General features: G+C 71.1%; 13 protein-coding genes. 7 read left to right on the top strand and 6 right to left on the bottom strand.

Translation table 11 applies throughout. The annotated features are described in order from the left end of the window. Window positions 1-58 precede the first annotated feature (58 nt). Window positions 59-502: a DoxX family protein gene (locus ACUKCB_RS23170; RefSeq protein WP_473037702.1), complete on the bottom strand. Its 444-nt coding sequence runs from the start codon at window positions 500-502 to the stop codon at window positions 59-61. A gap of 190 nt (window positions 503-692) precedes the next feature. Next, window positions 693-1,199: a MarR family winged helix-turn-helix transcriptional regulator gene (locus ACUKCB_RS23165; protein ID WP_473037701.1), complete on the bottom strand. Its 507-nt coding sequence runs from the start codon at window positions 1,197-1,199 to the stop codon at window positions 693-695. 84 nt (window positions 1,200-1,283) lie between these two features. Here ACUKCB_RS23165 and ACUKCB_RS23160 point away from each other — a divergent pair, with 84 nt between their 5' ends. The 3 genes from ACUKCB_RS23160 to ACUKCB_RS23150 all read left to right on the top strand — a co-directional run bounded on the left by ACUKCB_RS23160 (window position 1,284) and on the right by ACUKCB_RS23150 (window position 3,285). Next, the gene (locus ACUKCB_RS23160; protein WP_473037700.1) at window positions 1,284-2,063 is read left to right on the top strand and encodes a dioxygenase family protein; all 780 of its coding nucleotides are present in this window, start codon (window positions 1,284-1,286) and stop codon (window positions 2,061-2,063) included. A gap of 42 nt (window positions 2,064-2,105) precedes the next feature. Next, window positions 2,106-2,693, top strand: coding sequence for an NADAR family protein (locus ACUKCB_RS23155; protein ID WP_473037699.1), 588 nt, complete (start codon window positions 2,106-2,108; stop codon window positions 2,691-2,693). Between the two features lie 349 nt (window positions 2,694-3,042). Next, window positions 3,043-3,285: a hypothetical protein gene (locus tag ACUKCB_RS23150; RefSeq protein WP_473037698.1), complete on the top strand. Its 243-nt coding sequence runs from the start codon at window positions 3,043-3,045 to the stop codon at window positions 3,283-3,285. Window positions 3,286-3,349: 64 nt separating this feature from the next. Here the strand turns inward: ACUKCB_RS23150 and ACUKCB_RS23145 are convergent, their stop codons facing one another. After that, window positions 3,350-4,165 carry an SDR family oxidoreductase gene (locus ACUKCB_RS23145; RefSeq protein ID WP_473037697.1) on the bottom strand — a complete coding sequence of 272 codons (816 nt, stop codon included), beginning with the start codon at window positions 4,163-4,165 and terminating at the stop codon, window positions 3,350-3,352. Window positions 4,166-4,302: 137 nt separating this feature from the next. On the opposite strand from ACUKCB_RS23145, the gene ACUKCB_RS23140 reads away from it, so the two are divergent. Together ACUKCB_RS23140 and ACUKCB_RS23135 are read left to right on the top strand one after the other, a co-directional pair. After that, entirely contained in the window at window positions 4,303-5,190 is an 888-nt protein-coding gene (locus tag ACUKCB_RS23140) for a helix-turn-helix transcriptional regulator (RefSeq protein WP_473037696.1), read from the top strand. Window positions 5,191-5,402: 212 nt separating this feature from the next. After that, window positions 5,403-6,086, top strand: a complete 684-nt coding sequence (locus ACUKCB_RS23135; RefSeq protein WP_473037695.1) for a TetR/AcrR family transcriptional regulator — start codon at window positions 5,403-5,405, stop codon at window positions 6,084-6,086. A gap of 105 nt (window positions 6,087-6,191) precedes the next feature. On the opposite strand, the gene ACUKCB_RS23130 is transcribed toward ACUKCB_RS23135, so the two are convergent. Beyond that, window positions 6,192-7,493: a L,D-transpeptidase gene (locus ACUKCB_RS23130; protein WP_473037694.1), complete on the bottom strand. Its 1,302-nt coding sequence runs from the start codon at window positions 7,491-7,493 to the stop codon at window positions 6,192-6,194. A gap of 318 nt (window positions 7,494-7,811) precedes the next feature. On the opposite strand from ACUKCB_RS23130, the gene ACUKCB_RS23125 reads away from it, so the two are divergent. Together ACUKCB_RS23125 and ACUKCB_RS23120 are read left to right on the top strand one after the other, a co-directional pair. Then, window positions 7,812-8,135: a DMT family transporter gene (locus ACUKCB_RS23125; RefSeq protein WP_473037693.1), complete on the top strand. Its 324-nt coding sequence runs from the start codon at window positions 7,812-7,814 to the stop codon at window positions 8,133-8,135. Window positions 8,136-8,263: 128 nt separating this feature from the next. Then, entirely contained in the window at window positions 8,264-8,761 is a 498-nt protein-coding gene (locus ACUKCB_RS23120) for a TetR/AcrR family transcriptional regulator (protein ID WP_473041110.1), read from the top strand. A 21-nt stretch (window positions 8,762-8,782) separates the two neighbouring features. Here the strand turns inward: ACUKCB_RS23120 and ACUKCB_RS23115 are convergent, their stop codons facing one another. Both ACUKCB_RS23115 and dacB read right to left on the bottom strand, forming a co-directional pair. After that, entirely contained in the window at window positions 8,783-10,804 is a 2,022-nt protein-coding gene (locus ACUKCB_RS23115) for an ABC1 kinase family protein (RefSeq protein ID WP_473037692.1), read from the bottom strand. A 277-nt stretch (window positions 10,805-11,081) separates the two neighbouring features. After that, window positions 11,082-12,737, bottom strand: a complete 1,656-nt coding sequence (gene dacB / locus ACUKCB_RS23110) for a D-alanyl-D-alanine carboxypeptidase/D-alanyl-D-alanine endopeptidase (RefSeq protein WP_473037691.1) — start codon at window positions 12,735-12,737, stop codon at window positions 11,082-11,084. Between the last annotated feature and the right edge of the window lie 147 nt (window positions 12,738-12,884).

The following is a 12,884-nucleotide window of genomic DNA, read 5'->3' as shown; positions in this document are numbered from 1 at the left end:
AAGCGAACGGCCGCCCCCGTCACCGGTGGGCGGCCGTTCCGGCGCATCGGGGGTCGGCTCAGGTGGAGGGCACGGTCTCCGCGGCCTCGGTGCGCCCGCGGGCACGACCCCAGGGCAGCAGGCTGTCGACCGAGTAGCGGCCGCCGGAGAGACCGAGGGCCAGCGCCGCCGCACCCAGGACCAGGGGCAGCTCGAAGCCGCCGACCAGGGGGTCGCCGACGTGGGCGAAGAAGTACGCGGAACCCATCATGAGGGCGAGGAGCAGGCCGGCGACGGGCAGGGCGAAGCCGACGAGGAGGGCCGCACCGGCCCCCACCTCGATGGCCGCGCCGAGGAGAGCGGCGAACTGCGGGAGGGGGACACCCATCGCCTCGAAGCCCTGGGCGGTGCCGCCGGGGTCCGTCATCTTGGGCAACCCGTGGGCGATGAAGACGACCCCGAGGACGACCCTGGCCAGCAGGGCCGCGGCGTCGCCGAGCCTGGATCTGAGCGTTGCGGTCATGGTGGTTCCTGTTCTGTGAGCGGGTATCCCGGAACCGGTGGGTCCCAAAGCGTGACTGTAACACTTGAGACCACAACCTTTTCCTGGAAAAAAGATACTAGTGCGCATCCGGCCGAACACATAGCGTGGACGGGAACGAGTTGGAAACGTCACGCGACCGCCCTGGTCAGGACGGAGAACAGAACACGGTTCAGTCCCGGGGCCGAGCCCCGTCCGGGTCGGGGTACCTGGGCTCCTCGCCCTGGGGGTCGAGCGCGGACAGCATCGACTCGGAGATCTCCCGCAACTGACCCACCTGCTCCGGGCTGAGCGTGTCGAACAGGACCCGCCGCACCTCGTGCACGTGCCCCGGGGCCGCGGCCTCCAGGGCCTTCATCCCCTCGGGCGTGATCTCGACGATCGTGGTGCGCCGGTCATCCGGCCTCTTGAACCGGTGAATCATCCCCTCGCCCTCCAGCCGTGCGGCCGCGTGCGAGAGGCGACTCGGTGAGGAGCGCAACAGCCGGGCCAGCCGGGTCATCGTCAGCTCCCGCCCCGGGACCTCGGAGAGCATCGCCAGGATCTGGTAGTACGCGTGCGGCAGCCCGGAGTCGTGCCTGAGCTGGCGGTCCAGTGCGCCGTCGAGCAGATTGACGGCGGCCAGGAAGGCACGCCAAGTCTGCTGCTCGCCGTCGTCGAGCCAGCGCGTCTCGCCCATCGGACCTGTGCCCCCAGAAATACTTGAGCGTTCAATTGTGTTGTTGCCGCACACGGAACCGATTCCCCACATCCGGAGGCCACCATGGCGACACGCATGCCCACGCTGTACCTGAGCCACGGGGCCCCACCGCTGGCCGACGACCCCGTGTGGACCCGCCAGCTCGCCGACTGGTCTGGTGCCCTCGACCGCCCGACGGCGATCCTGGTCGTCTCCGCGCACTGGGAGGACGCACCGCTCACCGTCGGCGCCACCGCGGACGACACCCCGCTGACCTACGACTTCTGGGGTTTTCCGCAACGCTACTACGACGTGGCCTACACCGCTCCGGGCGCTCCCGCACTCGCCGAACGAGTCCGCGAGCTCGCCACTGGTCCAGGCGGGACCATCCGCCAGGACCCCGCCCGGGGACTCGACCACGGCGCCTACGTCCCCCTCCGGGAGATGTACCCGGAGGCCGACGTCCCGGTGCTCCAGGTGTCCATGCCGACCCTCGACCCGGCCAGGCTCCTCGAACTCGGCCGACGGCTCGCCCCGCTGCGCGAGGAGGGCGTCCTCATCATGGGCAGCGGGTTCACCACCCACAACCTGCGGGAGATGTCCCGGCAGACCCACGGCGAGGCCCCCTCCTGGTCGGTCGAGTTCGACGACTGGACCCACCGGGCCGTACTCGACCACGACGTCGACACACTGTTGGACTTCGCGCACAAGGCGCCGGCGGCAGCACTGGCCCATCCGCGCAGCGACCACTTCGCCCCGCTGTTCGTCGCCCTCGGCGCGGGGCTGGACGGCCACCGGAGCTCCACCTCCACGGTGGACGGCTTCTGGCACGGCCTGGCCAAACGGTCCTTCCAGTTCGACTGAGGGGCTACCGGAGTGTCCTGGGGGTCTGCAAAACTCCCGTGCATGACAGGCACACGCAACCCTGCCGACGCGAGGACCGTGGAGGATCTGCTCCGGATCGACGGGCGGATCAAGTACCTGCACTTCTGGGGGCACCAGCCACCGCCCGACGGGGTGTCGGCGAGCTGTTTGTCCCAGTGGTGGCCGGCCGACTTCACCGTCGACGGAACCACCTACCCCACCGCCGAACACTTCATGATGGCCGGGAAGGCACGGCTGTTCGGCGACACCGGGGCCGCCGAACGGATCGTGGCGGCGGGCCACCCCCGGGACGCCAAGGTGATCGGCCGCGAGGTCCGCGGGTTCGACCAGCAGGTCTGGGAGCGGGAGCGCTTCGAGATCGTCGTCCGCGGCAACGTCGCCAAGTTCGATCAGAACCAGGACCTGCGCGCCTTCCTGCTCGGCACCGGCCGGCGGGTGCTGGTCGAGGCCAGCCCCCGCGACCGGGTGTGGGGGATCGGAATGGGCAGGGAGAACGAGAACGCCGAGCACCCCCGCTTCTGGCGCGGACGCAACCTGCTCGGATTCGCCCTGATGGAGGCCAGAGCCCGGCTCGCCGCACAGGACGCGGACTCGACGGAAACCGCATAGCGGCCGCCCCTGCGGTGCCGGGGCGGAACGGGACCCGAACGGAGCGCGCTCCGCTCGGGTCCCGCCCGGCCCCGCGTCCACAGCCGTTCTCCCCGATTTCACTTCGGATTCTTACGTTCACCCTCCGTGTCCACACCGGCGGGAGTAGAGTCCCCACACGCGGACAGCACGGTGCCCCGGCACCCGCGCCTGTTTCCCGCACTCGGCCTCAGGCACTCCACGCCACCGAACCCGCGGCCCGACCCCGAGGTCCCGCCGCGCCCGGGAGACAGACCTTCCAGCTTCGTCGAACGCGCGTGTTCCGGACTCCACCGTCCTCGCTTTCCAGGACGACACTCAGGGGATTCCCATGGCCTACTACCGCATCCAGTTGAACGACGGCTCCTCCCACACCCTCCAGGCGGTGCGAATGCGAACCGACGCGCGCAGCCTCTACCTGGAGGAGCGCGCGGCGGGCGACTGGCGCGAAGTGTTCAGCAACCCGATCGACGGCGTCGAACGCGTTCAGCGCCGCTTCACCGAGAACGACGGCACCTGGACCTGGCTCCAGGAGCGGCTGCCCGCCCCGGTCGGCGGGGTCCGCGCCTGGTGAGAACGGTCGGCGCGGAGCACAGCGGCCCCGCGCCGACCGGAGGTCCGTGCCCGGTGCCGCCCGGTCACCAGGGCAGGACGCCATAGCTCTCCGGATCGTCCTCGGAGGCCAGATGGCCCCACAGGACACCGCTGGGCCCGTCGTCGGGCAGGGTCGCCAGGTGCAGGCTCACTCGGGCGCCCTGCTCGGCGGTGCGATCTCCGCTGTGCCCGTTCAGGTCGGTGGCACAGAACCCCGGGTTGGCGGCGTTGACCTTCACCGGCGTGTGCGCGAGTTCCTTGGCGTACAGGGCGGTGAGCATGTTGACCGCCGTCTTGGACACCGGGTAGGCGGGCGATCCGGACATCCCGAAGAAGGGGCCGTCCGGGTCGGTCATGGCGGTGATCGAACCGATCTCGCTGGACACGTTCACCACCCGCCCCGCCGGGGACCGGCGCAGCAGCGGCAGGAACGCGTTGCTCACCGCCACCACGGACACCGTGTTCACGTCCAGGAGAGCGCGCAGCTCCCCGGGATCGGCGGTGCTCGGACCCGAACCCGACCCCAGGGCCGACCCCGCGTTGTTGACCAGCACGTCCAACCGCCCGTACTCGGCCTCCACCCGTTCGGCGGCCGCCCGCACGCTCTCGGCCTCGGTGACCTCCAGCGGAACCAGGTGCGCGGCCAACCCCTCCGCGCGCAGGGCCCGCTCCGCCGCCGCGCCGCGTCCGAGGTCCCGCGCACCGAGCAGAACCGTCATGCCCTCCCTTCCCAACAGCCTGGCCGTTTCCAGGCCGATGCCCTTGTTCGCGCCCGTGACCAGGGCGACCTTCGCGCCGTCTGCGCCGTTCCCGTCGTTCGCGGAGCCGTTCGGGTACCGCATGCTCTGTTCCTCGCTCATGGCCCCAGCGTGGGCGCACGCACGGCCCCGGAAAAGGGGCCGGGCGATGGTGGTACCGGCAGTACCAGTGTCACCGGCGTCCCGGTGGTGCACCCTGGAGGCGAGAACCGAACCCGTGGCACCCCGAGGAGACCGTGATGACGGACCGTCCCGAACTCGCCGCGTTCCTGCGCAGCCGACGCGCGCGCCTGGTCCCCTCCGACGTGGGGCTGCCCGGGACGGGACGGCGGCGGACCCCGGGGTTGCGCCGCCAGGAGGTCGCCCAGCTCGCCGGGATGTCGGTGGAGTACTACGTACGTCTTGAACAGGCACGCGGTCCGCGCCCGTCCGCACAGGTGCTGTCCGCGCTCTCCCGGGCCCTCATGCTCTCCGCGGACGAGCGCGCGTACCTGTTCCGGGTCGCCGGGGAGGAGCCGCAACCGGTCCGGGGGCCCGACCGGCGGGTGTCGCGTGCGATCCGCCACCTCCTGGACAGCCTCACCGCCACCCCCGCCTACGTGCTGGACGCCAAGTACGACGTGCTCGCCTGGAACACGCTGGCCACCCACTTCATCGGGGACATGTCAGCGGTCGAGGACTCCGAGCGCAACATCATCACGTGGATGTTCCGCCTCCCCGACGACGATCCGCGCGTGACCGGACAGGCCGACACCGAGTGCATGGAACGCCACTCGGTGGCGGATCTGCGCGCCGCCTACGCCCGTTACCCCGGTGACCCCGGCATCGGCCGGATGGTGACGACGCTCCTGGGTTCCTCTCCCCGGTTCGCGCGGCTGTGGGAAGAGCGCGATGTCCAGGAGCGCCGCGGGTTCCACAAGCGGGTGGAGCACCCGCTCGTCGGCCCGCTGGAGTTCGAGTGTCAGGTGCTGCACGTACCCGAGAGCGACCAGCGGGTGATGCTGTACTGCGCCGAACCCGGCTCTCCCAGCGAGGAGGGCATGCGCCGGCTGGCCGCCGACCACGCCCCGCCCGGGGCCGGCGACTTCCCCGGCGGTGCCCACAACGCCCGGCTGACCCGCCCGTAAGGCCGGAGCTGCTGCTGGGGCACACCCGGGTCACCTGCAACGAACCGCTGTTCGGTCTTCCCGGGGCGTAGCGACCCCGCCGCGCGGCGGTCGTCTCCGGCGGTGTCGGCGAACCGGGCGCGTCTCGGTAGCGTGAACGGTGTCCCGGGCACGGAGTCGGCGGCCACCGGGCCGGGGCACCGCCCCCCGGTACGAGGAAGTGGAGAGCAGGAATGAGTGAGACGCCCCCCGCGAGGACCGGCTCCCCCGAGGAGCGGCCCCCCGAACGCGCCCCGCGCAGACGGGTGAACCGGCGCGAGCAGATCCTGCGCACCGCGGCCGACGCGTTCGCGGCCCAGGGCTTCAACAACACCTCGCTGGCCGACATCGCCGCGATGCTCGACATCACCCCGGCGGGCGTCCTGCACCATTTCGGCTCCAAGACCGACCTGCTCACCGCGGTGCTGGAGCTGCGTGACAGCAACGACCCCGCGCCCTCGGGCAGCGGCATGCTCGACCACCTGGTCACCACCGCCGAACGCAACGCCGAGCGTCCGGGAACCACGCAGTTGTACGCCGTGCTCTCAGCCGAGAGCGCCACCGCCGGGCACCCCGCGCAGGCGTGGTTCCGTGAGCGCTACACGGTGCTGCGGCAGGAGGTCGAGGAGGCGGTCCTGGACCGGATCGGCCCCGAGCACCGGGAGGCGGCCCGCACCCCGGGGCCGAGCGGCCACTCCCCAGCCCGGTCCGCGGCCGCGGCGGTCCTGGCCACCATGGACGGCCTCCAGGTGCAGTGGTTGCTGGACCCGGAAGCCGTGGACATGGCCGCCGTCACCGCTCTGGTCGTGGACGCCGTCGTGGCCGGGCTGAAGAGCCCGCCCGCCACGCAGGGCGTTTCCGGGGGCGCCGGGTCCTAGGGGTCATCGGGCCCGGGGCCCGGTACGCGGAAGGGGCGCCGCGGTGCTCGCGCACCGTGACGCCCCTCGGGTCCGTCGGCCTCCGGGCCCGCCGTCAGCCGTGTGTCACAGGTCCTCGCCGTGCACGGAGCCGGGCGTACCGTCGGTGGTCATCTGCGGCTCGCCGGTCTCGCTGCCCTCGAGCCACTCGTCCCAGGACTTCTGCCAGTAACCCCAGCCGTTGTCGAACTCGAACTCGCGGTCGGTTCCGGTGGTGTCCAGGATGTCGCCCATCAGGGTGTTCTCGAAGAACCACCTGGCGTCGTCCATCCGCAGGTTGGTGCAGCCGTTGGAGGTGTTGGCCGAACCGATGTTGGTGTTGTAGGACGCCTCGTGCACGAACTCGCCGCTGTTGGAGGTGCGCACCGCGTACTGCACGTCCACCAGGTAGGAGCCCGGATCGTCCTCGGGGATGCCCACGGTCGCGGAGTCCATGGTCAGCTGCTCGTAGCGCTCCATCAGGACGTGCGTACCGGTGCTGGTGGTGTCGAAGCGGCGGTTGGCCGCGCCGTTGCTCACCTCGATGACGCGTTCCTGCTCGCCGTCGACCTCGATGACCATCTCGTGGTCGGGCACGTGCATGGTCGCGATGAGCTCACGGCCGATCTCGAAGTCGATCTGGTAGTTGGTCACGCCGTAGACGCCCTCGGACGCCTCGACGCCGGCCAGGTTCAGGTCGACGGTGACGTTCTGGTACGGCTCCCAGTACTCCTCCGGTCGGAACACCGCCATCTGGTCGGTGATCCAGTTCCAGGCGCCGGCGGTCTCCTGTTCGGCGACGACGTTCATGGAGTTCTCGACCTGCGCCTTGTTGGTGACGGGCAGGTCGAAGTTGATCACCACGGGCATACCGACGCCGACGGTGTCACCGGAGCTGGGGAAGTTGGAGACGAGTTCGAGGCGCTGGCCGGGGACCGCGTCGAGGGTGGTGAACTCGGTGGTGAGCTCGGTCTCCTCACCTGCCTCGTTCTCGGCGGTCGCGGTCACGACGACCTCCGCACCGGGGCGCAGGTTCCAGTCGCTGACCCACTCGCTGCCGTCCTCGTTGAGGGTGCCGGTCATGGCGTAGAGGTCGCCGTCGTCGCCCTCGCCCCCGGCAGCGGCCTCGGTGACCACGGTCTGGTCGACCTGAACGTCGGTGATGGATCCGTGTTCGGCGCTGACCCGGATGGGGGTGTTCGGGGCGATCTCCTCGCCACCGGTCTCCGGTGTGATGCTCAGTTCGGCCGCTTCCGCTTCCGCTTCGGCGGGGTCAGCACTGCTCTGCGTCTCGGCGTCACCGGACGTACAGGCCGTGGCGACGAGCGCGAGCGCCACCAGCCCGATACCGAACCGACGCGTCACCGCCGAGTGGGTCTTGCCCGTCACGTCTGGACCTCCATAGATGAAACTCGAACCCGTCTTGTCCCTGCCACCGGTTGGACGCCGGCACGCGGGAAAAGGTTCTGAACTTCCGCGCATCGGTACGGAGCGGTTATCCGGGGCGCAACCGCCGTGCCCGGAACCGCCGAGGATACACCTCGGGGGTACGCACCCGACCCACCGGGGGACGGATTTCCGGACGCCCGAAAGCCCGGTGCTTGCCCTGCCATCATGCCTGACATAGAATCTTGTTCAGTTGATCAGGTTTTATGCGGAGTAAAAGCTGTTCATTTGCTCAGGTTCCAGCGGGCGAGGAGACGTGACATGCCGTGGATCTGGCTGGCCGGGGCGATCGCCCTGGAGGTGCTCGCCACCACCTCCCTGAAGTTCTCCGAGGGCTTCACCAGGCTCCTGCCCTCGATCTTCGTCGTCGCCGGTTACGCCGGGGCCTTCTTCATGCTCTCCCAGGCCCTCGTCCGAGGCATGCCGCTCGGGGTGGCCTACGGGGTGTGGGCAGCGATCGGGATCGCACTGCTCGCCGCCATCGGCGCCCTCTTCCTCGGGGAGTCCCTGACCTGGATCCAGGTGGGCGGCATCGCTCTGGTCATCGCCGGGGTCATGGCCCTGGAGATGGGTGGTCAGCACTGACCGGTGACGGCTGTCCGGCAGGATGGGACAGCGTGAGCAGCATCCGGCCGGGCGAGGCCCCGGAGAACATCAGCGACGGCCGTCGGCGCAAGGGCGAGCAGCGACGACGACTACTCCTGGACGCCACCATGCGCGTCATCGAAAGGGACGGTGTCACCGCCGTCAGCCAGCGCCGGGTGGCCGCCGAGGCGGAGGTCCCGCCCAGTACGGTCACCTACTACTACGCGACCGTCGACGACCTCCTCGTCGACGCCCTCACCAGGGTCAACGACGCCTACGTCGCCCTCGTCGACGCCCTGCCCGAGGACCCGGACGAGGCACTGCGCGGCTTCGCCGCCCTCATCGCGGAGGGGGCGGTGGCCGACCGGGCGCACGCCCTGGCCGAAATGGAACTGTTCCTCATCTCGGCCCGACGGCCCTCACTGCGCTCGCAGACCGAACGCTGGTCCGCCGCCGTGGACGCCTTCCTCACCCCCTACCTCCCCGACCCCGCCGCCCGGGCCGGGGTCGCCGCGGCCTCGGACGGCTATTTCCTGCGCTGCTGCACCATGGACCCACCGCCCAGCGCCGAAGAGGTCCACCGGGCCCTGCGCCGCCTCATCGATCGCGAGCGCCCCAACCGCTGACCTCCCCCGGGCCGGACCGGGTCACCGACGCGGGCGGTCCCCGCCGTCCCGGACCATGTCCACCAGCAGGCGCAGCACGAACATCGCCGTGGTCGCCAGCAGCAGCCAGGCCAGCAGGTTGAGCGCCTGGGTGTGGGTGGGCAGGTCGGGCCAGGCCACCCCGGTCCGTTCCGTGACGTTGAACAGCCCCACCGACATGAACCCGGTGACCACCGCCAGCACGGTCATGACCGCGCGCCGTGCCACCGAGCGCAGGAGCTTTCTGTCCTCGGGGTGGGCGAACATCCGGACCTGCACGGTGAAACGGCCCTTGTGCAGTTGGTCGGTGATCCGGTCCAGTCTGCGCGGCAGGCGCCGCAGGGTGGGCAGCAGAGCGATCAACTCCGCCGAGGCCATCTCCCTCAGGTTGCCGCTGCCCAGCTGTTCGGACATTCGCGCCCCGGCGTACCGTTTGGCCTCGGCCACCGTGTCGAACCCGGGCGAGAGGTGCACCAGGGTCCCCTCCAGGGTGGCCAGCGCCCGGAAGACCGCCGCCAGCTCGGCGGGCAGGACCAGCCCGAACCGGGTGACCAGCATCAGCAGCTCGGTGAACATCCGCATGCTGGCCGTGGTGCCGCTGTGCAGGTAGCGCGCCATGAACTGGCCGAGCGACCGGCGCAGCCGCTCGGCGTCGATCTCCCCCGGGTCGTCGACCACGTCGAGCAGGGTGTCGGTGAGCAGGACCGCGTCGCCCCGGTCGATGGCCAGCAGCATCATCTGCAGGGCCTCCCGGGTGTGGGCGTCCAGCCGGCCCACCGACCCGTAGTCCAACAGCCCCACGCCGCCCCCGTCGAGCAGCAGGATGTTGCCCGGGTGGGGGTCGGCGTGGAAGATTCCGCTGGACAGCACCTGTTCGAGCAGGCAGTCCAGGAGGGTCCGGGCGACCTGCTCCCCTTCCTCCGCGGACAGCTCGTGCCCGCTCACCTGGGTCCCGTACAGGCGTTCCATGACCAGGACACGACGACTGGTGTAGGCCTCGTACACCTGGGGGATGCGCACCCGCGAACCGCTGGCCGCGTCGGCGACGGCGGCGATGTTGGCCGCCTCCACCTCGAAGTCCAGCTCCTCCAGCAGCGCCTCGGCAAACCCCTCCGCCAGTTCGAGCACCCCGATCGCGGGCCCCCAGTCGGTGTGCTCCTCGAAGCGTCTGGCCAGCCTGCGGATGATGTCGAGGTCACGCCGGACCACCGGGGCGATCCCGGGCCGCTGCACCTTGACCACGACCTCCTCCCCGCCGTGCAGTCGGGCCAGGTGGGCCTGGGCGATGGAGGCGGCGGCCAGGGGCTCGGGGTCGAACTCGGCGAAGACCTCGCCCGCCTCACGGCCCAGTTCGCCTTCCACGCAGTCGCGAATCCGTTCGTAGGGGACCCGTGCCACCTCGCTGTGCAGGCGTCCCAGCTCCTCCACGAACACCGGCGGCAGCAGGTCGCGACGGGTGGCCAGCACCTGTCCGAGCTTCACGAAAACCACCCCGGCCTCCTCCATCGAGCGGACCAGGGAGCGGGCCAGGCGGCGCTGGGCCGAGGTGTCCTCCACCCCTTCCCTGCGGCCGACGACGTAGCCGCCCAGCCCATGCCGGGCCAGGATCCACAGGATCCGCCGGTAGCGGCCCAACCGGCCGAACCAGCCCCTGGCCTCACGGACCACGGCGACCGGCCGGAACCGGGTGCCCCGAGGCAGGAGCAGTTCCAGGGCGACGAAGGCGAGCATCGCGCCCACCGCCATGGCGAAGAGCATCAGCGCCATGAACCCCGGTTGGTCCATCTCGGTCGTGCCGGCGGAATTGAGCGCGTCGAAGGTGCCGTAGTAGGCCAGGACCGCGCCCACCGCCCCCGTCGGGGCCCCGAACAGCGCCGCCAGCGCCAACCTCGGCAGGTTGAACGGCACGTCCATGAGCCGGCTGGCGAGCTTGCCCAGCCCCAACAGGACCAGGATCAGCATGACCAGTGACAGGACCTGGCCGAGGACCATGCCGAACACCGAGGTGAGGGTCAGCGTTTCCATGAACATCCTTCTGGGACCGCCCCCCCGCGCAGGCGGGGAGCGGAGGGGCGACGGAGGGCGCGGGAGGACAGGAACAACAGTGCCAGCTCCAGGCTGTGGGCGACAGTCGTCACCCACAGCCTGTGGACAACCTTCGGCTGCACGCCCGCACCCGGACACGCGACCGTCCCGCAACACACCGGGACCCGTGGGAGCGCAGCCCCGACCGCCACCGCCGTCACCACCGCCTCCGCGGGCGGTCACCGGCTCAACGGTGCGACGGCTCCCCGGCCCCGGATCAGCAGGTCAGCTCCCAGGAACACTCCAGCTCAGCGCTGCCCGCCGCAGTCCCGCTCCGGGAGAGCGCCACCTGCTCGGGGACCCGGTTGCCCAGGTACTCGGCCAACCGGACCGCGATCGCGTCCTGCACCCGGGTGGGCGCGTAACCGGAGTGGCCGTTGTTGACCACGCTGAAGTACAGCTCGCCGCCGGGACCCTGCACGTAACCCGAGAGGGCGCTCACCCCGGTCATGGTGCCGGTCTTGGCCTGGACGACCCCCGCCGCGGGGGTGCCGCCCATCCGCCGGGCCAGGGTGCCGCCGACGAACGGGTCGCTGTCTCCGGCCACCGGCAGCGAGTGGTGCCAGACCTCGTACCAGGGGGCCTCCTGGGCGCGGGCGAGCAGGTCCACGACGGTGTCGGCGGTGACCCGGTTGCCCCGGGACAGCCCCGACCCGTCGGTCAGGACCAGATCGGAGGTGTCCACGCCCAGGTCCCGGAGCGCGGCCTCCTGGGCGGCCAGGCCCGCGTCCCACGACCCCTCCCCGGAGACCTCCCGGCCGATGCTCTTGACCAGCATCTCGGCATGGCCGTTGTTGCTGAACTTCGTCAACGGGACCACGAGCTCGGCCAGGGGCGGGGACGTGTGCTCGGCGACCACCCTCGGACGGTGCCACTCGCCCGGCACCTCGGCCCGCGCGACCTCGCCGCTGACGGTCACGCCGTGTTCCTCCAGCGCCTGCGCGAACAGGTGCCCGGCCAGCCCGGCGGGCTCGTCCACGGTGCGCAGCACCACCCGCGGACCGGCGTCCGCGGGCAGCGAGCCGGTGACCTCAATGGTGTTGGTGCCCACCGGACGGTCGACCACCAGGGTGTCCTCTCCCCCGGCCGCACCGGTGACGGCCCGGTTGTCGAGCTCGACGTAACCGGCGGCAGCCCCCGGGTCCACGCTCACGGGCTCGCCCTTCCCGGTCGCGGTCACGGTCACCTCCGTCACCCCGGTGTCGTGGCGGTCGCCGTGGGCCACGGTGAGAGCCGAGATCTGCGCCGAGTAGGCGTAGGGCTCGTCCTCGGGCCACCAGTCGTCCACGAGCCGCTCGTCGTCGAACCAGGAGTCGTCGGCGTACAGGTCTCCGACCGAGGTGACGCCGGAGGCGGCCACGTCGGCGGCCATGGCATCCAGATCCTCGCCGTCGAGTGCCGGGTCGCCGCCGCCGACCAGGTAGAGCTCGTCGACGTCGCCCCGGCCCGGGCGGCGCTCCACCACGGCCTCGGTACCGAAGGTGTGGTCGGCCCCCAAGACTCGGAGCGCGGCGGCCGTCGTGAAGGGCTTCATGTTGGAGGCGGGCAGCAGCCGGGTGTCGGCCTCCTCCGAGTAGAGCACCTCCCCGGTGCCGGAGTCGGTCACCACCACCCCGGAGGTCGCACCCTCCAGCATCGGGTCCGTCAGGATCGCGTCGATGTCCGCGCGCAGCCCGTCGGCGCGCTCGGCCTGGTCGGCACCGGCCTGGTAGCTGTCGTCCTGGTGGATGTCGGCGGGGGTCACCGGGGCGGCCGCGGCGGGCTCGGCGGCGACCGGGGCGAGCCAGACCAACGGGGCGGTGACGAGGGCCGCTGCGGCCCGCCGTCCAGGTCTGCGCCGCGACTGCTGTCCGCGGGGGGCCGTGGGGGTCATGGGCAATCTCCTCCGGGGTCAGCCGATCGGGAGCACGCCAGGCGAAAATAACCGAAGGTGCCCTCGCGGCGCCATACCGTGACCGGTGGTTCGCGCACGGCCCCGGCCGAGCGCACGTGAAGGGGCGGGCCGGGAGAACCCCGGCCC

The organism is Nocardiopsis moroccensis, from assembly GCF_055763695.1.
This window is presented reverse-complemented; position numbering and strand designations above follow the sequence as displayed.

Excerpts from the sequence above, each read along its gene's own strand:
- ACUKCB_RS23170 (WP_473037702.1), bottom strand. The coding sequence starts at position 502 with ATGACCGCAACGCTCAGATCCAGGCTCGGCGACGCCGCGGCCCTGCTG.
- ACUKCB_RS23165 (WP_473037701.1), bottom strand. The coding sequence starts at position 1,199 with ATGGGCGAGACGCGCTGGCTCGACGACGGCGAGCAGCAGACTTGGCGT.
- ACUKCB_RS23160 (WP_473037700.1), top strand. The coding sequence starts at position 1,284 with ATGGCGACACGCATGCCCACGCTGTACCTGAGCCACGGGGCCCCACCG.
- ACUKCB_RS23155 (WP_473037699.1), top strand. The coding sequence starts at position 2,106 with ATGACAGGCACACGCAACCCTGCCGACGCGAGGACCGTGGAGGATCTG.
- ACUKCB_RS23150 (WP_473037698.1), top strand. The coding sequence starts at position 3,043 with ATGGCCTACTACCGCATCCAGTTGAACGACGGCTCCTCCCACACCCTC.
- ACUKCB_RS23145 (WP_473037697.1), bottom strand. The coding sequence starts at position 4,165 with ATGAGCGAGGAACAGAGCATGCGGTACCCGAACGGCTCCGCGAACGAC.
- ACUKCB_RS23140 (WP_473037696.1), top strand. The coding sequence starts at position 4,303 with ATGACGGACCGTCCCGAACTCGCCGCGTTCCTGCGCAGCCGACGCGCG.
- ACUKCB_RS23135 (WP_473037695.1), top strand. The coding sequence starts at position 5,403 with ATGAGTGAGACGCCCCCCGCGAGGACCGGCTCCCCCGAGGAGCGGCCC.
- ACUKCB_RS23125 (WP_473037693.1), top strand. The coding sequence starts at position 7,812 with ATGCCGTGGATCTGGCTGGCCGGGGCGATCGCCCTGGAGGTGCTCGCC.
- ACUKCB_RS23120 (WP_473041110.1), top strand. The coding sequence starts at position 8,264 with ATGCGCGTCATCGAAAGGGACGGTGTCACCGCCGTCAGCCAGCGCCGG.
- ACUKCB_RS23115 (WP_473037692.1), bottom strand. The coding sequence starts at position 10,804 with ATGGAAACGCTGACCCTCACCTCGGTGTTCGGCATGGTCCTCGGCCAG.
- dacB (WP_473037691.1), bottom strand. The coding sequence starts at position 12,737 with ATGACCCCCACGGCCCCCCGCGGACAGCAGTCGCGGCGCAGACCTGGA.